Source organism: Aurantiacibacter sediminis (assembly GCF_016019885.1).
Taxonomy (GTDB): Bacteria; Pseudomonadota; Alphaproteobacteria; order Sphingomonadales; family Sphingomonadaceae; genus Alteraurantiacibacter; species Alteraurantiacibacter sediminis.
The window spans coordinates 250,835-270,392 of record NZ_JAEANY010000001.1; the positions used below are offsets into that span (position 1 = coordinate 250,835).

18 protein-coding genes are annotated in these 19,558 nt (G+C 61.9%); 10 read left to right on the forward strand and 8 right to left on the reverse strand.

Going from position 1 to position 19,558, the window contains the following annotated elements:
• Positions 1–104: 104 nt before the first annotated feature.
• Together gltB and I5L03_RS01340 are read left to right on the forward strand one after the other, a co-directional pair.
• Positions 105–4,697: a glutamate synthase large subunit gene (gene gltB, locus I5L03_RS01335; protein ID WP_234035048.1), complete on the forward strand. Its 4,593-nt coding sequence runs from the start codon at positions 105–107 to the stop codon at positions 4,695–4,697.
• 11 nt (positions 4,698–4,708) lie between these two features.
• Positions 4,709–6,145 (forward strand): glutamate synthase subunit beta, encoded by a 1,437-nt coding sequence (locus I5L03_RS01340; protein ID WP_197919907.1) that lies wholly within the window; start codon positions 4,709–4,711, stop codon positions 6,143–6,145.
• Here the strand turns inward: I5L03_RS01340 and I5L03_RS01345 are convergent.
• The 5 genes from I5L03_RS01345 to ung form a co-directional block, all read right to left on the reverse strand.
• The gene (locus I5L03_RS01345; protein ID WP_197919908.1) at positions 6,142–7,134 is read right to left on the reverse strand and encodes a hypothetical protein; all 993 of its coding nucleotides are present in this window, start codon (positions 7,132–7,134) and stop codon (positions 6,142–6,144) included. The genes I5L03_RS01340 and I5L03_RS01345 overlap by 4 nt on opposite strands.
• 7 nt (positions 7,135–7,141) lie before the next feature.
• Positions 7,142–8,083, reverse strand: coding sequence for an acyltransferase family protein (locus tag I5L03_RS01350; RefSeq protein ID WP_197919909.1), 942 nt, complete (start codon positions 8,081–8,083; stop codon positions 7,142–7,144).
• Positions 8,084–8,168: 85 nt separating this feature from the next.
• The gene (locus tag I5L03_RS01355) at positions 8,169–9,239 is read right to left on the reverse strand and encodes a sensor histidine kinase (RefSeq protein ID WP_197919910.1); all 1,071 of its coding nucleotides are present in this window, start codon (positions 9,237–9,239) and stop codon (positions 8,169–8,171) included.
• 73 nt (positions 9,240–9,312) lie between these two features.
• Positions 9,313–9,639 (reverse strand): TraR/DksA C4-type zinc finger protein, encoded by a 327-nt coding sequence (locus I5L03_RS01360; RefSeq protein WP_197919911.1) that lies wholly within the window; start codon positions 9,637–9,639, stop codon positions 9,313–9,315.
• 166 nt (positions 9,640–9,805) lie between these two features.
• Positions 9,806–10,489 carry a uracil-DNA glycosylase gene (ung, locus tag I5L03_RS01365; protein ID WP_197919912.1) on the reverse strand — a complete coding sequence of 228 codons (684 nt, stop codon included), beginning with the start codon at positions 10,487–10,489 and terminating at the stop codon, positions 9,806–9,808.
• Between the two features lie 113 nt (positions 10,490–10,602).
• Here ung and I5L03_RS01370 point away from each other — a divergent pair, with 113 nt between their 5' ends.
• Genes I5L03_RS01370 through I5L03_RS01380 form a run of 3 tightly spaced genes read left to right on the forward strand, consistent with a single transcriptional unit; the run spans position 10,603 to position 12,500 of the window.
• Positions 10,603–11,220, forward strand: a complete 618-nt coding sequence (locus I5L03_RS01370; RefSeq protein WP_197919913.1) for a ribonuclease D — start codon at positions 10,603–10,605, stop codon at positions 11,218–11,220.
• Between the two features lie 37 nt (positions 11,221–11,257).
• Positions 11,258–11,926 (forward strand): LPS export ABC transporter periplasmic protein LptC, encoded by a 669-nt coding sequence (lptC, locus tag I5L03_RS01375; protein WP_197919914.1) that lies wholly within the window; start codon positions 11,258–11,260, stop codon positions 11,924–11,926.
• A 19-nt stretch (positions 11,927–11,945) separates the two neighbouring features.
• Positions 11,946–12,500 (forward strand): LptA/OstA family protein, encoded by a 555-nt coding sequence (locus I5L03_RS01380; RefSeq protein WP_197919915.1) that lies wholly within the window; start codon positions 11,946–11,948, stop codon positions 12,498–12,500.
• Here I5L03_RS01380 and I5L03_RS01385 read toward each other — a convergent pair.
• The 3 genes from I5L03_RS01385 to I5L03_RS01395 are packed head-to-tail and all read right to left on the reverse strand — an operon-like array spanning position 12,497 to position 14,830.
• Entirely contained in the window at positions 12,497–13,198 is a 702-nt protein-coding gene (locus I5L03_RS01385; protein ID WP_197919916.1) for a hypothetical protein, read from the reverse strand. The genes I5L03_RS01380 and I5L03_RS01385 overlap by 4 nt on opposite strands.
• The gene (locus tag I5L03_RS13505; RefSeq protein WP_197919917.1) at positions 13,195–14,574 is read right to left on the reverse strand and encodes an O-antigen ligase family protein; all 1,380 of its coding nucleotides are present in this window, start codon (positions 14,572–14,574) and stop codon (positions 13,195–13,197) included. Before I5L03_RS13505 ends, I5L03_RS01385 begins: the two co-directional genes overlap by 4 nt.
• On the reverse strand, positions 14,567–14,830 hold the full coding sequence (locus tag I5L03_RS01395) for a hypothetical protein (protein WP_234034982.1): 264 nt from the start codon (positions 14,828–14,830) through the stop codon (positions 14,567–14,569). Before I5L03_RS01395 ends, I5L03_RS13505 begins: the two co-directional genes overlap by 8 nt.
• A 155-nt stretch (positions 14,831–14,985) precedes the next feature.
• Between I5L03_RS01395 and I5L03_RS01400 the strand changes: the two genes are divergently transcribed.
• From I5L03_RS01400 to I5L03_RS01420, 5 genes are read left to right on the forward strand one after another with little or no spacing between them, the layout of a single operon-like run.
• Positions 14,986–16,875, forward strand: coding sequence for an asparagine synthetase B family protein (locus tag I5L03_RS01400; protein WP_197919919.1), 1,890 nt, complete (start codon positions 14,986–14,988; stop codon positions 16,873–16,875).
• Between the two features lie 21 nt (positions 16,876–16,896).
• Positions 16,897–17,253 carry a tail fiber domain-containing protein gene (locus I5L03_RS01405; protein WP_197919920.1) on the forward strand — a complete coding sequence of 119 codons (357 nt, stop codon included), beginning with the start codon at positions 16,897–16,899 and terminating at the stop codon, positions 17,251–17,253.
• A 46-nt stretch (positions 17,254–17,299) separates the two neighbouring features.
• The gene (locus I5L03_RS01410) at positions 17,300–18,424 is read left to right on the forward strand and encodes a methyltransferase domain-containing protein (protein ID WP_197919921.1); all 1,125 of its coding nucleotides are present in this window, start codon (positions 17,300–17,302) and stop codon (positions 18,422–18,424) included.
• Positions 18,421–19,278 (forward strand): phosphoenolpyruvate carboxykinase (ATP), encoded by an 858-nt coding sequence (locus I5L03_RS01415; protein WP_197919922.1) that lies wholly within the window; start codon positions 18,421–18,423, stop codon positions 19,276–19,278. The genes I5L03_RS01410 and I5L03_RS01415 overlap by 4 nt, the downstream gene beginning before the upstream one ends.
• A complete protein-coding gene (locus I5L03_RS01420; RefSeq protein ID WP_197919923.1) occupies positions 19,256–19,555 on the forward strand; it encodes a PqqD family protein in 300 nt (99 codons plus the stop codon). Before I5L03_RS01415 ends, I5L03_RS01420 begins: the two co-directional genes overlap by 23 nt.
• The last annotated feature ends 3 nt before the right edge of the window (positions 19,556–19,558 follow it).

Genomic DNA, 19,558 nt, shown 5'->3' on the forward strand with positions numbered 1-19,558 from the left:
CCGTCTCGCAACATGGAAGAGTATTGCAATTGACCGAGTATCGTGCCGATTTTCCCCAAGCTCAGGGCCTGTATGACAGCGTAAACGAACATGACAATTGCGGCATGGGCTTCGTCGCGCACATCAAAGGCGCGAAATCGCACGACATTATTACGCAGGCGCTGGAAATCCTCGCCAATCTCGATCACCGCGGTGCCGTGGGTGCAGATCCGCTGCTGGGCGATGGCGCCGGTATCCTGATCCAGATTCCGGACAAGCTCTATCGCCGTTGGGCCGATAGCGAAGGCCTGACACTGCCCCAGCCGGGCGATTACGCGGTCGCCATGTGCTTCATGCCGCAGGACGCAGAGGCGCGTGAGTTCATCACCGGGCAATTTGAGAAATTCATTGCCAAGGAAGGCCAGCAACTGATCGGCTGGCGCGATGTGCCGACGACCGAGACCGGCCTTGGCAAGGCAGTGCTGGAAAGCATGCCGGTGATCCGCCAGTGCTTCATCGCGCGCGGCGAAAATTGCGCCGACCAAGACGCGTTTGAGCGCAAGCTGATCGTCATTCGCAAGCAGACGCAAAATCCGCTCAAAGAGCTCGCTGAAAAGCATGACATGCCGGGCCTAACCAAGCTCTACATGCCCAGCTTTTCCAGCCGCACGGTCGTTTACAAGGGCCTGCTGCTCGCCAATCAGGTCGGCAGTTTCTACGACGATCTGCGCGATCCCGATTGCCAGAGCGCGCTCGGCCTCGTGCACCAGCGCTTTTCCACCAACACTTTCCCCAGCTGGCGGCTGGCCCAGCCCTTCCGTCTGATCTGCCACAATGGCGAGATCAATACGGTTCGCGGCAATGTGAACTGGATGAACGCCCGCCGCCGCACGATGGAAAGCGAGCTGCTCGGCGCCGATCTCGATAAGCTGTGGCCGATCGTGCCGCACGGCCAGTCGGACACCGCGTGCCTCGACAATGCGCTCGAACTGCTGCTGCTCGGCGGATACAGCCTCGCCCATGCAATGATGATGCTGATCCCGGAGGCATGGGCCAAGAACGACCTCATGGATCCCAAGCGCCGGGCTTTCTACGAATATCATGCCGCGCTGATGGAGCCATGGGATGGCCCCGCCTCGGTCGCCTTTACCGATGGCCGCCAGATCGCCGCGACGCTCGACCGCAACGGCCTGCGCCCCGCGCGCTATTGCGTGACCAAGGACGATCTCGTCTGCCTCGCATCCGAAAGCGGCGTGCTGCCTTTCGCGGAAGAGGACATCACCCGCAAATGGCGCCTGCAGCCGGGCCGCATGCTTCTCATCGACCTTGAGGAAGGGCGCATTATCGAGGACGAGGAGCTCAAGAACGAGCTCGCCAATGCGCATCCTTACGAGGAATGGCTGCACGCTGCGCAATACAAACTGAAAGATCTCGAAGCGATCGAGACCGATGACGAGGCGGTGCAGCAGCACGAAGTCTCCCTGCTCGATCGCCAGCAGGCCTTTGGCTACACGCAGGAAGACATTTCGCGATTCCTCGAGCCGATGGCGGTGGCGGGGGACGATCCGATCGGATCGATGGGCACCGATACGCCCATTGCCGTGCTCTCCAAGCGCAGCCGCCTGCTCTACGATTACTTCAAGCAGAACTTCGCGCAGGTCACCAATCCGCCGATCGATCCGATCCGCGAAGAGTTGGTGATGAGCCTGCTGACCATGGTCGGCCCGCGCCCGAACCTGCTTGGCCGGGAAGCCGGCACTCACAAGCGCCTCGAAATCAGCCAGCCGATCCTGACCAATAGCGGGATGGAGAAAATCCGCTCGGTCGAAAGCGTGCTCGACGGCGCCTTCCGCACCGAAACGATCGACATCACCTGGGAAGCGGACAGCGGGGCAGAGGGCCTCGAAATGGCGATCAAGGAAATGTGCTGGGCGGCTACCGAAGCGGTGCTGCAAGACAAGAACATCCTGATCCTGTCCGACCGTGCACAGGGGCCGGACCGCATTCCCATGCCCGCCCTTCTCGCCACGGCTGCCGTGCACCACCAGCTGACCCGGCAGGGCCTGCGCATGCAGACCGGCATCGTCGTCGAGACCGGCGAAGCGCGCGAAGTGCATCATTTTTGTGTGCTGGCAGGTTACGGAGCGGAGGCGATCAACCCGTACCTCGCTTTCGAAACGCTGGAGGATATCCGCCAGCGCAAGGCGCCTGAATTGACCACGAAAGAGGTTGAGAAAAACTACCAGAAGGCGGTGGGCAAGGGCATCATGAAAGTGATGTCCAAAATGGGCATATCCACCTATCAATCTTATTGCGGGGCGCAGATCTTCGATGCGGTGGGCCTGTCCTCCGAATTCGTCGAGCGCTTCTTCACCCGCACCGCCACAACCATCGAAGGCGTCGGCCTCAAGGAAGTCGCCCAGGAAACCGTACGCCGCCATGCAGAGGCCTATGGCGACAATCCGATCTACACAAACATGCTCGATGTAGGCGGCATCTACCAATATCGCCTGCGCGGCGAAGAGCATGCCTGGACGCCTGCCAATATCGCCGACCTGCAGCACGCCGTTCGCAGCGAGCCGGGGCAGAATGCGCAGGATCGCTACAGGGCTTTTGCCAAATCGGTGAACGAACAGGCAGAGCGCCTGCTGACCATTCGCGGCCTGATGGAACTGAAAAAGGCGGATCAATCGATCCCGCTCGAAGAGGTCGAGAGCGCGGAAGATATCGTCAAGCGCTTCAGCACCGGCGCGATGAGCCTTGGCTCGATCAGCCATGAAGCCCATTCGACCATGGCGATTGCGATGAACCGCATCGGCGGCCGCTCCAACACCGGCGAAGGCGGGGAAGAGCCGTTCCGCTTCAAGCCGATGGACAATGGCGATTCCATGCGCAGCCGGATCAAGCAGGTCGCATCGGGCCGGTTCGGCGTAACGACCGAATATCTCGCCAATTCCGACGATATCCAGATCAAAATGGCGCAGGGCGCAAAGCCCGGCGAAGGCGGCCAGCTGCCCGGCCACAAGGTGGACAAGCGCATCGGCAAGGTGCGCCATTCGACGCCGGGCGTGGGCCTGATCTCCCCGCCGCCGCATCACGATATTTACTCGATCGAAGACCTCGCGCAGCTGATCCACGATCTGAAGAATGTGAACCCGGCCGCGCGCATTTCGGTCAAGCTCGTATCCGAAGTGGGTGTGGGCACGGTGGCCGCAGGCGTTTCCAAGGCGCGTGCCGACCATGTGACCATTTCGGGCTATGAAGGCGGCACGGGCGCATCGCCGCTCACCAGCCTGACCCATGCAGGAAGCCCGTGGGAAATCGGCCTCGCCGAAACGCAGCAGACGCTGCTCCTCAACAATCTGCGCAGCCGCATCGCGGTGCAGGTGGATGGCGGGCTGCGCACCGGGCGCGATGTGGCGATCGGCGCATTGCTGGGCGCGGACGAATTCGGCTTTGCCACCGCTCCGCTGATCGCGGCGGGCTGCATCATGATGCGCAAGTGCCACCTCAACACCTGCCCCGTGGGCGTTGCCACGCAGAACCCTGAGCTGCGCAAGCGCTTCGTCGGCACGCCCGAGCATGTGATCAATTACTTCTTCTTCATCGCCGAAGAGCTGCGCGAGATCATGGCCGAAATGGGCTTTCGCACGGTGGAGGAAATGATCGGCCGGGTGGACCGGATCGACATGAACCGCGCCATCCACCACTGGAAGGCGGACGGGGTGGACCTTTCCCGCCTGCTGCACACGGTCGAGCCGCCCGAAGGCAAGGAGCTGTTCCACACCGAAACGCAGGATCACGGCCTTGAAAACGCGCTCGACAATGAGCTTATCACTGCCTGCGCGCCGGCGCTGGAGCGCGGTGAAAGCGTGCAGGTGGAGCGCGAGATCCGCAATGTTAACCGCACCGTCGGCACAATGCTGTCGGGCGAAATCGCCAAGCAACATGGCCACGCAGGCCTTCCGGTCGATACCGTCCGCGTGAACTTGACCGGCACGGCGGGGCAGAGCTTTGCCGCATGGCTGGCGCATGGCGTGACGCTGGATCTGGTGGGCGATGCCAATGACTACGTTGGCAAGGGCTTGTCCGGTGGCCGCGTGATCGTGCGACAGCCCGATGGCGTGGACCGCGATCCGCGCAAGAACATTATCGTCGGCAATACCTGCCTCTACGGCGCGATTTCGGGCGAGGCCTATTTCTGCGGCGTGGCGGGAGAACGCTTTGCCGTGCGCAATTCGGGCGCGGTCGCCGTGGTTGAAGGCACGGGCGATCATGGCTGCGAATACATGACCGGCGGCGTTGTCGCCGTGCTCGGCCGTACGGGCCGCAATTTCGCTGCCGGAATGAGCGGCGGCGTTGCCTATGTTTACGATCCCAAGGGCACGTTCCACGAACGCTGCAACATGGCGCAGATCGAGCTGCAAAAGATTGATCCCATGGCAGACGATTCAGACGGTATGGGCCTGCCACAGCAGCGCCCCTCCACCGTCGACGATCTCGGCATGGGCGATCCGCTCTATCACGATGCCGCGCGGCTGAAGATCCTGCTGGAACGGCATAAGCTGCACACCGGCTCTGCCCGCGCGGCGGAAATGCTGGGCGACTGGGAAAACACGCTGGGCAAATTCGTTAAGGTCATGCCGAAGGATTATGCGCGCGCTCTGAAGCAGCTTGAGGCTGAGCGCGATGAAGCCGCCATGGAAGCGGCGGAATAAGGGTCAGAATAATGGGAAAAGAGACAGGCTTTCTCGAAGTCGACCGTGAAGATCGCACCTATGCCGATCCCAAGGAGCGGCTGAAGCATTACAAGGAATTCGTCATTCCGCATGACGAGCCGGCGCTGCAGAAACAGGCCAGCCGGTGTATGAATTGCGGCATCCCCTATTGTCACAACGGTTGCCCGGTGAACAACATCATCCCGGACTGGAACCACCTCGTCTACGAAGGCGACTGGCAGAATGCACTGGAAGTGCTGCATTCGACCAACAACTTCCCGGAATTCACCGGCCGCATCTGCCCCGCTCCGTGCGAGGCGAGCTGCACGCTCAATATCACGGACCAGCCGGTGACGATCAAGAGCATCGAATGCGCCATTATCGATCGCGGCTGGAAGGAAGGCTGGGTGAAGCCGCAGCCGCCGAAGAAGCAGACGGGCAAGAGCGTCGCCGTGGTCGGCTCGGGCCCCGCCGGCATGGCCTGCGCCCAGCAGCTTGCCCGCGCCGGACATTCGGTGACGGTGTTCGAAAAGAGCGACCGCGTGGGCGGGCTGCTGCGCTACGGCATTCCCGACTTCAAGATGGAGAAGACGCTGATCAATCGCCGCGCGGTGCAGATGGAAGCCGAAGGCGTGACCTTCCGCACCAGCACCGAAGTCGGCGTCGATGTGTCGATGAAATCGCTGAAGGAAAATTTCGACGCGATCGTGCTGTCCGGTGGGGCGGAACATCCGCGCCAGCTCGAGATACCGGGCGCGGAAATGGCTGGCGTTCGCTTGGCGATGGAATTCCTTACCCAGCAGAACAAACGCAATGCAGGCGATGATGAAACCCGCGCCGCCCCGCGCGGCTCGCTGACCGCCACGGGCAAGCATGTTATCGTGATCGGCGGCGGTGACACCGGCAGCGATTGCGTGGGCACCAGCAACCGGCAGGGCGCGGCTTCGGTCACCCAGATCGAGATCATGCCGCAGCCGCCTGAGAAAGAGAACAAGCTGCTCACCTGGCCAGACTGGCCGATGAAGCTGCGCACATCCTCCAGCCATGAAGAGGGCGTGGAGCGAGACTGGGCGGTACTGACGAAGGAAGTGATCGGCGAGGATGGGAAGGTCACCGGCCTCAAATGCGTTCGCGCGGACTGGTCCGAAGGGCAGCTGAAGGAAGTGCCGAACAGCGAATTCACGCTGAAGGCAGATCTCATCCTGCTCGCAATGGGATTCCTCGGCCCGGTGCGGCGCGGAATGCTCGACCAGGCCGGAGTCGAGGTCACCCAGCGCGGCAATGTCGATGCGAACGAGCAGGATTACCGCACCTCGGACGAGCAGATTTACGCTTGCGGAGACATGCGCCGGGGCCAGAGCCTCGTCGTATGGGCCATCCGCGAAGGCCGCCAATGCGCCGCCAGCGTGGATGAAGCGCTGATGGGCGTCACCGAGCTGCCGCGCTAGTCCGCGCGCGCCTCAGCCAGCGCCGCACGAAAGGCGGCAGGTTCATCGAGGCGCAGGGCGATGTGAGTGATCAGCTTTGTTTTACCGAACAGGCCCGGGACTTCGACCGGCTCCCCCAGGCGGAGTGTCATGTTGGACGCGCTAAGGATCGTAGTGTCGATGGTCGATTTGGCCTTGAGCGTTTCGGCATCGAACGCCTCTCCCACTGCGGCAATCTTATCCAGCGGCACAGTAAAATCGAGCGGAGCGCCCGCGCGAATGCGGACATAGTCCGGACCCACCAGCACCGGCATCAGCCGCAGGCTCTTGGTGAGCGCGACGAACCAGAGCAATCCTGCCAGCGTTAGCGCGAAAGCGATCCATGCGACAACCGGATTCCACAGCATCAGCAGCAAATGCACGACACCCAGTTCGATCACCTGCAAGGCAATTAGCGTCACCAGCATGGGTGCGAGATAGCGGTGATAGGCGAAGCCCTTCGCGCCTTCAGGCACATCGGGGGCACGCCGCCAGACGAACAGCGCGAGGTGCATCATGCGTAGTTCGGTAGCCCACATTTTGACCATTGGCGGCGGCAGGACGCTGCCCAGCGCCGCTTCCCACTCTACGCCAACACGCCGCGCGGCGAGCAGCTTCACACCCGACCACACAGCCCAGAGGGCGATAGTGCCCGCCAGCGCTGCAAGCAGTGGCGGCATGGCGAGGATGCGTTCGCGCACCGCAGGCGCGCCGCCTAGCAGCACGATCAGCGCCCCGATCGCGGCCGCACTGAGCATTGCGAAGGCAGCGGGCCTGCGATCCTGCGCTTTGGCGATAGTCGAAAGACAGAGCGAGTCGACGACGATCCAAGCGAAGAGCAGCGCTGCAATTGTAACATTCGCCGCAGCCCAATCCGTATAGGTCATCAGCCGCGCGAGACCCACAGCAGCAATAGTGGCGATAATCACCGCGATATTGCGCGGAATGCGAGCGATCAGGGCGCGTGCCATGGCGCCATCATAGGCCTTTCACAGAGGCGCGAAAGTGAGCATTTGTGAAGCGTTGTTGCATGGGCTGCAAGGCGGCGCGGCATCGCGGCTCGACCAAAAAACCCAGCACTATCGCCAGCAGGACTGCCGCAGGAATGGTCAGCCAGGCGGAGAGATCCATTTTCACTAGCGGGTGGTGGACAGCATAAAGCGCATAGGACGGAATACCCAGCCACGCGGCCACTTTCGCGCTCGGAAACTGGCTCACCGCGCCCAGCCACAAGGCGAGCGGCATCACCACCATCAGGGCAGCATAGTCGACCAGCACATTGCCATCCTGCGGCATCATCATGACGGTGAAAGGCAGGAGCAGGGCGAGCATTCCCCACGGCCAGCCGAGGCGCATGCGGTTCAGAGTCACGATCCGGTAGATCGCAATGCCGATGCAGAAACTGAACGCCGTGCGCGCGAGGCCATAGCCGAATGTATCCCATCGGAAGCCCAGGTCGGCACTACCGCGCACTTCGATGCCTATGACGACGCCGACCAAGCCTATCAGCAGAGCTGCCACCCATGCGCGCCGACCAAAGCCGAGCAGGAGGGCAAATGCAGCCCCCGCGATGAATTCAAACAGGAGCGACCAGAGCGGAATATTAGCGGGATAGAGAAAGGTCCTGCCTGTAGGAATCATCAGCAATGTCCCGGCAGAACCGCCATTGATCGCCAGACCGATCGCGGCCCCGATCACCATCATGGGCCCAAGCCGGATAAGCCGTTCGATCAGGAAAGGCCCTGCTTGCATGCGGTGGGCATAGGCGTGAAACAGCACAAATCCGCTGAGCGCGAAGAACAGATCAACGGCGAGGTATCCGCGCGGCACCAACCGCCCGGCATGGTAAAACACCACAGCCAGAGCCGCGATCCCGCGCATCGCATCAAGCGTGTGAAATCTCTCCGCACTCCTCGTCATGGCACGGGTTTAGCGCGAATTGCTTGCGTTTCTCTCAATCGCGGGAGGGGAGCTCGCCGGACGATCTGCCCGGTGCAACCCGGCTTCAGCGCGCTTGCAGCTCGGCAGAGATACGCGCGACGATTGTCGGATCGTCGGCGGCTGTTTTCTCCTCCGGGATTTCGAGGAATCCTTCGTGGAGTTGGGCAATGCGCTGGCATTGCATCAGTCCAAGGCCATAGCCTTCGCCGACATGCCCGTCTTCCGGTTTGGAAAACGGCTTCATCGCCAAATGGCGCTTCTCCTTGGGAATGCCGGGGCCATTGTCGCAAAAGCCAAACTCATATTCCCCGCCGTCGCGCCTGACGGTCAGTTTGACCACCGGTTTTTCGACCCCCGCATGGCGCACGGCATTTTCAATCAGGCTTTGCATCATCTGTCGAAACAGAGTCGGCTCGACGACGACTACCGGCAAGCGCGGAGAAAGAATTTTTGCCCCATGACTGATCAGCAGCGCGGACAAATTGAAGCGAACTTCCTCCAGCACAAGGTTGAGATCGGTTCGCTTGAAAGTCAGGCCGAGTTGGTCTGATTTCGCAGCCTCCAGCATGGCCGTAAGGTGATTGGCAAGGCCATGCGCGCTTTCCTTGACGGCCTTACTGACTAGTGTGGCGCGTTCGCTCAGGCTTGAATTCTTGTCCCGCTCAATAATGCTCACACCGCTGATGATCGCTGCAATCGGGCTGCGCAAATCATGCGCCACCGAATGGGCATATTCACGCAATTGCCGGTTGGCGCGGGTCAGCGCGTGCTCGCGATTCTTTAGCGCGGTAATGTCCTTGGCAATCGCCAGCAGCAATTCCTCGCCACCCTCTGTCGTATAGACCGTCTTGCGCGTGCTGAGGATCCGCGTTTCACCCTCCCAATCGGTGATCTCTTCGACGATTTCGGATTGGCCGCTGGCAAATGCCTTGCGGTCCTCCTCAAGGAAAAGCGTAGCCTCATCTTCGGCAAAATTCTCGGCTGTCGTCGCGCCGATCACGTGCTTGCGTTCTTCCGGCGAATAGAGGGCGAGAAACGCGTCATTGGCATAGACGACGCGGGATTCGCGGTCTTTGACAAAAATCAGGCTGTCAGTGCTGTCCAATACGGCATGGACGAATCCTTCGCCAAGCATGACCTTTCCCCTTCTCGCGCAAACTGCAATCGACCCTTCCGCGAGTCAAGGCAATGACATTTCGGCAAATTTTTTACCCTGCACACCCCACGCAGCGCGCCACACTTGGATCATTCTTAAGCCGCCCCGCAGCGATCTCTTCGCCGCATTTTGCGCAATAGCCCCATTCGCCTTCGTCGAGCCGCGCAAAGGCAGCCCTGATCCGCGCGCGTTCTGCGCCGCGGCGTCGCTCCTCGGCCTGCGCCATCGCCTGCTGTTGCATTGCGTCCATACGAGAGAGGCGGCCGACACTGTCCTGTTGCAGAGTGACAGGCTCGCGGCCCTCCGCGCTCAACGCATCGAGCCGGTCCAGCTCTTCCAGTCGGGCGGTGAGAGCCTTGCGCGCGTCATCCTCTGTCATGCGAGACAGCTTTCCTACAAACTGCGCGTTTGTCAAAACCCCGCCCATGGTCGGCGCAGTGCAAATTTTCTTTCCGGTACAGCATTTTGCAGGCGCAAAACCTGCCCCGGAGATTTTGCCTCAGGACACTGTCACACCTGTCACACCCTTCGGCGATCGAATCGGATCAAAGCGACCAGTCGACAGGCTCACACCCCTGCGCTTCCAGAAAGGCGTTCGTCCGGCTGAAGGGCTTACTGCCAAGGAAGCCGCGATGGGCGGACAGCGGGCTGGGGTGCGGGCTGGTGATGAGCAGATGCCGATCGCTCGCGCCCAATGCCGGAATGCGCTTTGCCTTGGCCTGCGCATGGCTGCCCCAGAGGATGAAAACGCACGGAGCATCGCGCTCGGCCACTGCCGCCACGCAGGCATCGGTAATCGCGTCCCAGCCCTTACCCGCATGGCTGCCCGCCCTGGCTTCCTCCACCGTCAGCGTGTTGTTGAGCAGCAGCACGCCCTGCTGCGCCCAGCTTTCAAGGTTCCCATGGGTGGGACGCGCAATGCCGATATCGCTCTCCAGCTCCTTGAAGATGTTGACCAGCGATGGCGGCACTTTGACGCCGTCCTGCACCGAGAAGCACAGGCCATGCGCCTGCCCCGACCCGTGGTACGGATCCTGCCCCAGGATCACGACTTTTACGCTGTCCAGCGGCGTCAGCTCCAGCGCGCGCAGTCGGCACCCGCGCGGCGGGTAGATACGCTTGCCCGCATCCTCCTCCGCGCGCAGCCAGCCACCCAGCTTGCGCGCTTCAGGCGCGGCGAGTGCAGGTTCGAGGACCGGCTTCCAGCTATCGGGAATGGCATCGGACATGGATCAACCTCTCATCGCCCTGCGACAGGCTCAGGACGAACGGATAGGGGCGCCGGGATCGCAGGGCCAGTCCGCCCTTCCCTCCTATCCCCATTGCGACTAAGGCGGCAGCGATGACTGTACACTTTCATGAAGAAGACCTGCCCGCAGGCGTGCTCGCCGATGGCCCCGTTGCCGTCGATACCGAAACCATGGGGCTGGTGACGCCGCGCGACCGGCTGTGCGTCGTCCAGATCAGCGATGGCCAGGGCGATGAGCATCTGGTGCGCTTTGCCAAGGACAGCACCTTCGATGCGCCGAACCTAAAGGCGGTGCTTGCCGATCCGGATCGGATCAAGATCTACCATTTCGCGCGTTTCGACCTTGCCGCCATCGAGCACTATCTGGGCGTGGAAGCAGGCCCTGTCTTCTGCACCAAGATCGCCAGCAAGCTGACCCGCACCTATACCGATCGCCATGGCCTCAAGATCCTTGTCGATGAACTGCTGGGCGAGTCGATCTCCAAGCAGCAGCAGTCGAGTGACTGGGGTGCGGCGGAACTCAACGATGCGCAGCGCGAATATGCCGCGTCCGATGTGCGCTACCTCCACCGCATGCGCGAGGTCTTCATCGAGCGGCTTGAGCGCGAAGGACGCACCGCAATGGCGCAGGCCTGTTTCGACTTTCTGCCCACCCGCGCCCGGCTCGACATTGCCGGCTGGGCAGAACACGACATCTTCAGCCACGCGTAAGGAGCAAATCGCCAGCCTTTGGCGTTAGAAACACACGATGACCATCGCCGCCGACCGTATGCGCTCAAAGCGCCAGGCTTTCGCCGCCCCGGGCAGCTCGCTCGACAAGGTCGTGCGCCTGCTGGCGGTCGGTTTGCCCGCATTGGTCGGCGTCGTGGCGGCGCTGATGCTGATCACGCCGCTGGGGCCGCGCGGCGAAGTGAGCTTCCTGCTCGATCGCAACAAGGTGGCTATCGCCGAAGACCGGCTGCGCGTCGACAATGCAATGTACCGCGGAGAGGACGGCGAAGGCCGCCCATTCTCGCTGATCGCAGGCTCCGCCGTGCAGCAAAGCAATTCGGTGCCACTGGTCGAAATGCGCGATCTGACGGCGCGCCTCCTGCTGCCCGAAGGCCCCGCCGTGCTGAGCGCGCCCGAAGGCACCTATGACATTGATGACGAGCAGGTGGGCATTCCCGGCACTGTCCGTTTCACCGCATCCGACGGCTATGAATTCACCGCCAGCAATGTGACGATCAACCTTCTCACCCGCACGCTGATGGGCGAAGGCGGGATACGTGGCGAGATACCGGCAGGCACGTTCCAGGCAGACTCGATGCAGGCCGACATGGAAGCGCGTACCTTCACTCTCACCGGCAATGTGCGCGGACGCATGGTGCCCGGACAATTGCGCATGCCGAGCGGCATGAGCATGCCGGGACGTTAGTATGACAGAGAGATCGACGATGACCGATACAACTGCTTCCCGCCTCTCCTTACGCAAGCTGGCCCTGCGCGGGCTTGCCGCTGGCCTGTTGGCGGGCGGTGCGAGCGCACTTGGCTTTGGTGCGCTGGCGGGCGCGCAGGATCTGGGCGGAATCGTCTCGAATGAGCCGGTCAGCTGGGCTGCGGACAATGGCCAATTGCAGGATCGCCAGAACCGCGTAGTCCTCTCAGGCAATGTCGTGATCCAGCAAGGCAATCTGCGGATGACTGCCGATCGCACGACCATCTCCTATACCGATGCGGGAACGCTGCGCATCCAGCGCATCAATGCAACCGGCGGCGTCGTGGTGACCCGCGGCGATGAACGCGCGCGCGGCGATGCGGCTGTCTATGACTTCAATCGGAGAGTGATCATCCTGTCCGGCGGTGTGGCTATCAATCGCGGGACCGACCGGCTCGATGGCGGTCGTCTGGTGCTCGATCTCAATTCCGGCGTGACAAGCGTCGACGGGGAGGGTTCGCGCGCTAGCGACGGGCGCGTATCGGGCACGTTCGCCGTTCCGGAAAGCAACTAGTCAGCAGGACAATCGCGCGGCCAGAAGAGCGCGCGATCCTCTGCCGCAACGGATGCGACGAGAATGGCGAGCCGGTCGCACGGCAGGGTGGCCCCCGCATCGAGCGCCTCGGCCAGAAGCAGCGCGACATCGCGCGGATCGGCAGACGGAAGCGCCACCGTGAGCGAGTTGGCCTGCCAATGTCCGTCAGCCGCGTAGCGCTCGACCATAGCGGCGCGGCCTTCTGCACTGACGATGAGCTCGGCAAGCAAGGCGCGAGTCTCGTCGGGTAGCGAGCCAGTCGATAGCAGCGCCGCAATGCGCTGCGCCGCGAGGTCATGACGCTCTGCCGAGAGCGCAGCGCGCGCGGAGGCGAGCTGGGCGACTGGCACTCGCCAGCCGCGCGTCGCGCTCGCTTCCATCGCGGCAAGGGCCAGTGCCCGCTCGCCATCTTGCGTCGCCGCGAGCGAGAGCAGGGCGAGGTGCTCGGCAGGCAAGGGGCGGCGCGCGATGAGGCGGCGGGCCTCGCTCACGGCGGTCTCGCCCGCCTCCGCCGCGATGGCATCCCGGCTGCGCTGTTCGGCGGCAAAGCCTGAGAAAGCGCGCGGGACTAGCGGCGTGAGATGCGGCTGGAAACGCGATGCACGATCGAGCTGGGCGAAGATCACCACCACGGCGAGCGCCAACAACGCGCCGGTCCAGATGAGCCGGCCCATCACGAGGTCGGCTCTCTGCGGGAGACCATCAGCACAATGCACAGCGCCGCAATGCACAGCAGCGACTGGTTGCGCAGCGGGTAATCGACCAGCGATTGCAGCGCGATCGCCCCTACCGCTGCGCCCGCGCCCAGACGCAGCCAAGTGCCCTTACCGCTTCGACGCGGCAGGGCGGAAAGCAGCACCCAGCCGAGCCAGAGCAGCGCGATCACCAGCGCAAAGATGCCGCCCTCGATCGCGATCTCCAGCCAATCACTATGCGCTCGGCCCGCGCGGCGCGGCGATATGTGTTCGAGCGACTCGTGGACTTGGAAAACCTCGTCGAACGTGCCCATCCCGCTGCCCACCGGCCAATACTGTCCGGCTGCGTAATAACTGTCTTCCCACATCTCCGGCCGGTCTGCAGCGCCCGCCGATACGAAGCGATCGACACTTTCGGAAACCCGCCCCCCGGTCATATAGGAGGCCGCAAACAGACCACTGACGAAAACTGCCGCAGCAAGTGCGATCCCGAAAGCCATCCGCGGATTGGCCTGCTCTTGCGCTTCTCGCCCGATCACCGCCGCGCCCAGCCGTAGGAGGAAAAGTCCCAAGGGCATGGCGAGCAGAGCCATGCCAGTCCGGGACTGGGTCAGCACCACGGCAAGCGTGAAGAACACCGTAGCAGTGCCGGTGACGAGGACACTCAGCAGATCCTTTGGACGAGGAAGCGCCGCCAGGAAGGTTAGCGCGATCACGAACAACAATGCGGTCGAATTGCGGTTCGCGAATGTCGCGTAGAAAACACCCGGATCGGACCGCTCATTATAAAGGAGGCCCCACTGATTGCCGGACGCAAATTGCACGACGCCGAGCAGGAAGGCCCCCGAGACACAGAGCAAGGTAAAGCGCAGCAAGGCCAGCTTTTGGTCGCGCTCGAGCGTGCTGCCGATGGCAATGATGACTAGCGGTGCCAGCGTGCCGCAAAAGGCGACCAAAGTGCGCATGGGATCGACGCTGGCAGGAAACCAGCGATCCGCGCCAAGACCTGCGATCGCAAAGCTTTCCGCAATCAGGTCGCGCCCGGGCAAGCTTTGCCAGAGAGTGGGCGGCAGATAGATCAGCTGGATCAGCGGGAGAGCCAGGGTCGCGGCGACCAGCACAACCAGTGCGCGGGGGGCATAACGAGCAAAATCGGAGCAGGTGCGCCAGTTCACCGCCAGCACAGCGATGGCCGCCAGCTGGATGACCATATTGCTGAGGCCATAGGCCACGCCGCCGCCGCCCAGCAGGATAGCGAGCGTAATGAGGACGCAGAGGTGCAGAACCGGCGCATTGCGCCAGAGGGCAAATTGTCGAGATTGATGATTAACGCCCGTAAGGCGGTTTGGGTCAGCCACCCGTGCCAGGCGAGGCGTTGGAGCCCTCATTGGTGTCCGCGGCCACCAGCACCAGCAATCCGCCGCCGATCAGCAATGCGCCAAGCAGGATGTAGATGAAACCTTCATCGTCATCATCATCTTCGTCCGTGATGGCAGCGATCTGTATGGTCTCAAGCGAGATACCGGCGCTATTCGCACGCGTGTTCGCCTGCGCCGCGATAGGCGTAATGGCCATCAAGGTGGCGGCGGCGATTGCAAGCGCGTTCTTCAGCATTCGGACTATCCCGTAGCGGTCGATGCCTCGGTTTAGTCCCGCCATAGGGTGCAATGCAAGCTGCGTGCGACAGTCCGCTCCAAGCATTCGCTGGACACAGGCGTCGGCGCCACTCTAGAAACCCGTCACCTCCCGCACTCAGATGGAAAGCACCGATGAGCGCAGTCGCGGCGATCCTGCACACAGACGGCGAACCCGCCGCCGCATCTGCGATCAGCGCGATGACCGCTGCGATGCATTATCGCGGGCAGGACGGTGTGCATCATCAAGTGCTGGGTCCGTGCGCCATCGGCCATTGCGCGCTCCACGTCAGCGCAGAAGATCGCGACAGTGTGCAGCCGCTTAGCGAAAATGAAGCGAGCTATACGATCTCACTCGACGGCTATGTGGCGAACTACGAGGAACTGCGCCGCGATCTGACGCAGCGGGGCGTCACCTTGCGCAATCGCTCCGACGCGGAACTGGTCCTTCAGGCCCACATCCTTTGGGGCCGAGAATGTCTCGAGCACATAAACGGCGAGTTCGCCTTTGGCATTTATGATCACGCCAATGAAACGCTGTTCTGCGCCTGCGACCACACCGGGCTTCGTCAGTTGCATTATCATTGGGACGGGAGGACATTCGTCGCGGCCACCGATATCGCCGGTGTTCTGGCAGCGCTGGATGAGCGGCCCGCGCCAAACTATGGATATCTGGCCGAGCATATCGCCAATGGCTGGTTCACTTATGACGAAACGCCGTGGCAGGGCGTCATGCGACTGCCGCGCGGGCACTGCCTGACGTTCGAAAACGGCAAGCTCCAGCGGCGCGAATATTGGGAACTGCCACTCGAAATTACCACACGCTACCGCAGCGATGGCGAGTATATCGAGCATTATCGTAGCCTGCTGACAGAATGCGTTGCCGAGGCCGGGCGCAGCGATCGGCCCGTGGCGTGCGAAGTCAGTGGAGGGCTCGATTCATCGGCCATATTCGCACTGGCGAACCAGATGGATCGGGCGAGCAATTGGCCTTCCCCCGGTCTGGCAGGTTTCACGCTATCGGCCCCGCGCGGCACGCCTGCCGATGAAGCGCGTTACATTGAAGCTCTGGCTTCTGCCATCGGTCGAGAGATAGAGGCCGTACCGCTGTTCTGCCCCGATCTCGACTGGTTCGAAGCGCAAGCACAGATTGATCAGCGCCTCCCCTTCTTGCCCAACACCGTGATGCTGCGCGGCCTGGCCAAGGCCGCGTCAGATAACGGCTGCCGGATCAGCCTTACTGGCCAAGGCGGCGATCAGTGGCTCGATGGATTGCCGCATTATTATCGCCAGTCCTTGCGCGGCGGGGATTTGTCCGCCTTCGGGCGGAGCTTTCGGGCGGATCGGCGCGCGCGTGGCCTAGCATGGTCGGCGGCGCAGGCGGTCAGGCAGAGTGTCGTCGCCGGTTTGCCCGATGGCGTCACGGACGGGCTGCGCGCTTTGCGAGATGGCGAGCCTGAAATCGCGACAGGCACGCATTGGCTGTCAGGCGAAATGCAGCGGGAGCTTCGGAGACGCTCCAACGCTTTTAGGGCGCAAATGGCAGCATTGCCCACCGATGACCGCCCCAAGCGCGGCAAGCTGGTCGCGCCCTTCGCGCTGCTCGTCTTCGACATGCTCAATGTGCAAGCGGCTCGCCTCGGTGTAGAAAATCGCCATCCGATGCTGTCACGCAAGTTCATCGAGTTCAGCGCGCGCACGCCCGAACACATCCGGCTGCGCGGCGGCACGACGAAGCATATCCATCGCGAGGCGATGAAGGGCATTTTGCCGGACAAAATCATCGATCGCGAGAGTAAAGCCCATTTCAGCCAGACTTTCCTGCCCTATCTTCCCGAAATGCAGGCACTTGTTGCCGAGCAAATCCATGAAAATGCTGAATTTCGCCAATTAGTTGAAAGCGACACGGTGTGCGCCGCGTTCGACGGGGCGAAGGGTGCTCCGATTGACCAGATACCCATCTGGTCGCTATGGGGAACATATGCATCAGCCCTGTTTTTGGAACAGGCGAGAGTAGACTATTGAACATACGAAGGCAGTGAGACCATGGAACGCCAAAAAGCCAAAAAGTCCGCTTACGTCCGGCCTGAGCTAAAGGTCTTCGGATCGGTGCGCAATCTGACGGGCGGCAGCCTGGGCAATGTGGGTGATGGCGGCATCATGACGATGGCCATGTCGGATCCGCGGGCGAAGCAAAATATCGTTCGCGTCGGCTCGCACCCCGCAGGATTTGGCTTCTATCGCTTTGATTACAAGCCGCAATTCCAGGCCGAGCACGGTGCTGATCGCCAGTTCGGCGTGATGGCGGATGAAGTCGAGGCGATCCTCCCTTCCGCCGTCACCCGCGATGCCAAGGGCTACGCCCGCGTCGACTATGCTCAGCTGGGAATTACCCTCGCCTGATTTCGGGCTTTACGCGCCGATGCTTTGCCGGGACAATGGCTGAGACATGGCCGGCACTCTCGAAGAACATTACGAATATCTATCGACGGAGCGGAGGCACGAGCTTTATGCGCAGGCCATCGCGAAAGCCTTGGCCCCGGGCGATACCGTGGCTGATCTGGGCTGCGGCTTCGGCGTACTGGGCTTTCAGTGCCTGGAAGCCGGCGCGGCGCAAGTGCACGGCCTCGATCGCACCGATGCGATAGAAATTGCGCGCGAAACGGCGCGGCGGGAGGGGCTATCTGATCGCTATCATTGCATTCGCGGCAGCAGCTTCCGAACAGAGCTGGACGAGAAAGTCGAGCTAATCATCTGCGATCATGTCGGCTTCTTCGGCATCGACTATGGCATTATCGCGATGCTGGGCGATGCGCGGCGGCGGATGCTGAAGCCTGGGGGGACCGTGATGCCTCGGCGGATCGATTTGCAGATTGCCGGCGTGCGATCGGACAAATGCGCGAAACTCACCAAAGCGTGGTCCACCGCTCCTGTGCCGAGCGAGTATGTGTGGCTGGACGGCTATGCTGCCAATTCGAAGCATCGCGTGGAACTGGCTGCGGACGAATTGTGCAGCGCGGTTGCTGCGCTTGGCAGCGTTTCGCTCGACAGCGATTGCCCCGATGTGCTGCGCTTCAAAAGTGAGGTCACTATTGAAGAAGGCGGCGTGCTCCATGGAATTGCGGGCTGGTTCGATTGCGAATTGGCAGAAGGCGTTTGGATGACAAACTCGCCTGTCGAGGATCGCGCCATCGCCCGATCGCAGGCATTCTTCCCGCTTGGCAAACCCATGGATGTCGAAGCGGGCGAGAGGCTAAGCGTCTCTTTCCGCATCGATCACGAGCATCAAGTCCTGTCCTGGACCGTGGCGCGGCAGGACGGAAGAAATGCGCAGCCCATGTCCACTTGGTGCAGCACGATTGTGTCGCCGAGCGACCTGTCCGGGCAAAGCGGCACACCGCTGCGAGCCAACGACCTCGGCCGTGCGCGGAAAGCCTTGCTTGACCTGATCGATGGCCATCGCAGTGCACAGGACATTGAAGCCGCGTTGCTCGCAATGAAACCGCCGCTTTTCCCGTCAGAGGATGAGGTGAAGCGCTTTTTGACCCACGAATTGAAATCGGTCTCCGAGTGACACCTGCGCCGGTCCTGCAAACGATGGCCGCGCGCGAGCAGGAAGCGCTTGCCAGCACACCCTACGATCGATGGCTGACACCTGCCGGGGATGTGGCTGCGGAATTTCACCGGACGGGCGTTAGCTATCTTATGCGCTTTCCGAACCAGGCCGATTTCAGCATCGCGGCAGATTTGGCCGAGATCGTCTGTCTTCCCGCGCCAGAGACCGACGAGAAGACTATCGCGTCGCTTTTCGCCAATTCGGTCAGGCCCGTAATCGGCAACCATGCAGGTGAGCTGAACCTCCACGGCAGCGCGGTGGTGATCGGCGGAAAGGCGATCGCGATCATGGGTTATTCACGCCGGGGCAAGACGACGCTGGCAGGCGCGCTCGCAAAGGCTGGGCACCCATTTTTGAGTGAAGACGTGCTGGCCCTCACACTTGACGGTCGCAAATATGAGGTCGCGCCCCAAAGGCCCGTGCTTCGCGTCTTTGCCGACACCGCCGCATACCTCGCTGGGCAGCCGCCTTCGGACCAGGGTGAGAAAAGCGAGATTGCGGGAAGCGCGGATTTGCCGGCAGCACATCACTCGGCCGAGCTTGGAGCCATTTGCCTGCTCGGCGCGGGCGAGATAAATACAGTGTCTATCACGCAGCTAGGACCATCCGCGGCGCTGGCTGATATCATGCAGCACAGCTTCGTGCTGGATGTTGAGGATCGCCGGAGGCTGTCCGCGCATTTCGAGCGACTTGCTGCGCTGGCCAATGCTGTCCCGTGCTATCAGCTTGACTATCCGCGGGACTTCGCGCGATTGCCGGAGGTCGTGGCAGCAATCGCGGACAGCTTTGATGGGCAATACAATGGCGATTGAGGCAGGCGACAGTTTTACTTCATCCCCCGATGTCATCGCGCGCGAAGTGGGCGGCGAGACGGTGCTGCTCGATCTGGAAAACGGCGTGTATTTCGGCCTCAACCCCGTGGGTGGGCGAATCTGGAACTTCCTTGACGGCGAGACGCGCTCCGTCGTCGAAATTACTCAGTTACTGTCCGAGGAATATGAGATCGATGCCGTCCAGGCCGAGGCTGATGTGATTGCGCTGGCGACCGACCTGCTCGAACACGGATTGATAAAGCCTGCTGCGGATTGACTG

Excerpts from the sequence above, each read along its gene's own strand:
- I5L03_RS01420 (WP_197919923.1), top strand. The coding sequence starts at position 19,256 with ATGGGCAATACAATGGCGATTGAGGCAGGCGACAGTTTTACTTCATCC.
- I5L03_RS01405 (WP_197919920.1), top strand. The coding sequence starts at position 16,897 with ATGGAACGCCAAAAAGCCAAAAAGTCCGCTTACGTCCGGCCTGAGCTA.
- gltB (WP_234035048.1), top strand. The coding sequence starts at position 105 with ATGGGCTTCGTCGCGCACATCAAAGGCGCGAAATCGCACGACATTATT.
- I5L03_RS01340 (WP_197919907.1), top strand. The coding sequence starts at position 4,709 with ATGGGAAAAGAGACAGGCTTTCTCGAAGTCGACCGTGAAGATCGCACC.
- I5L03_RS01350 (WP_197919909.1), bottom strand. The coding sequence starts at position 8,083 with ATGACGAGGAGTGCGGAGAGATTTCACACGCTTGATGCGATGCGCGGG.
- I5L03_RS01395 (WP_234034982.1), bottom strand. The coding sequence starts at position 14,830 with ATGCTGAAGAACGCGCTTGCAATCGCCGCCGCCACCTTGATGGCCATT.
- I5L03_RS01410 (WP_197919921.1), top strand. The coding sequence starts at position 17,300 with ATGGCCGGCACTCTCGAAGAACATTACGAATATCTATCGACGGAGCGG.
- I5L03_RS01355 (WP_197919910.1), bottom strand. The coding sequence starts at position 9,239 with ATGCTTGGCGAAGGATTCGTCCATGCCGTATTGGACAGCACTGACAGC.
- I5L03_RS01345 (WP_197919908.1), bottom strand. The coding sequence starts at position 7,134 with ATGGCACGCGCCCTGATCGCTCGCATTCCGCGCAATATCGCGGTGATT.
- lptC (WP_197919914.1), top strand. The coding sequence starts at position 11,258 with ATGACCATCGCCGCCGACCGTATGCGCTCAAAGCGCCAGGCTTTCGCC.
- I5L03_RS01400 (WP_197919919.1), top strand. The coding sequence starts at position 14,986 with ATGAGCGCAGTCGCGGCGATCCTGCACACAGACGGCGAACCCGCCGCC.
- I5L03_RS01370 (WP_197919913.1), top strand. The coding sequence starts at position 10,603 with ATGACTGTACACTTTCATGAAGAAGACCTGCCCGCAGGCGTGCTCGCC.
- I5L03_RS01380 (WP_197919915.1), top strand. The coding sequence starts at position 11,946 with ATGACCGATACAACTGCTTCCCGCCTCTCCTTACGCAAGCTGGCCCTG.
- I5L03_RS01360 (WP_197919911.1), bottom strand. The coding sequence starts at position 9,639 with ATGACAGAGGATGACGCGCGCAAGGCTCTCACCGCCCGACTGGAAGAG.
- ung (WP_197919912.1), bottom strand. The coding sequence starts at position 10,489 with ATGTCCGATGCCATTCCCGATAGCTGGAAGCCGGTCCTCGAACCTGCA.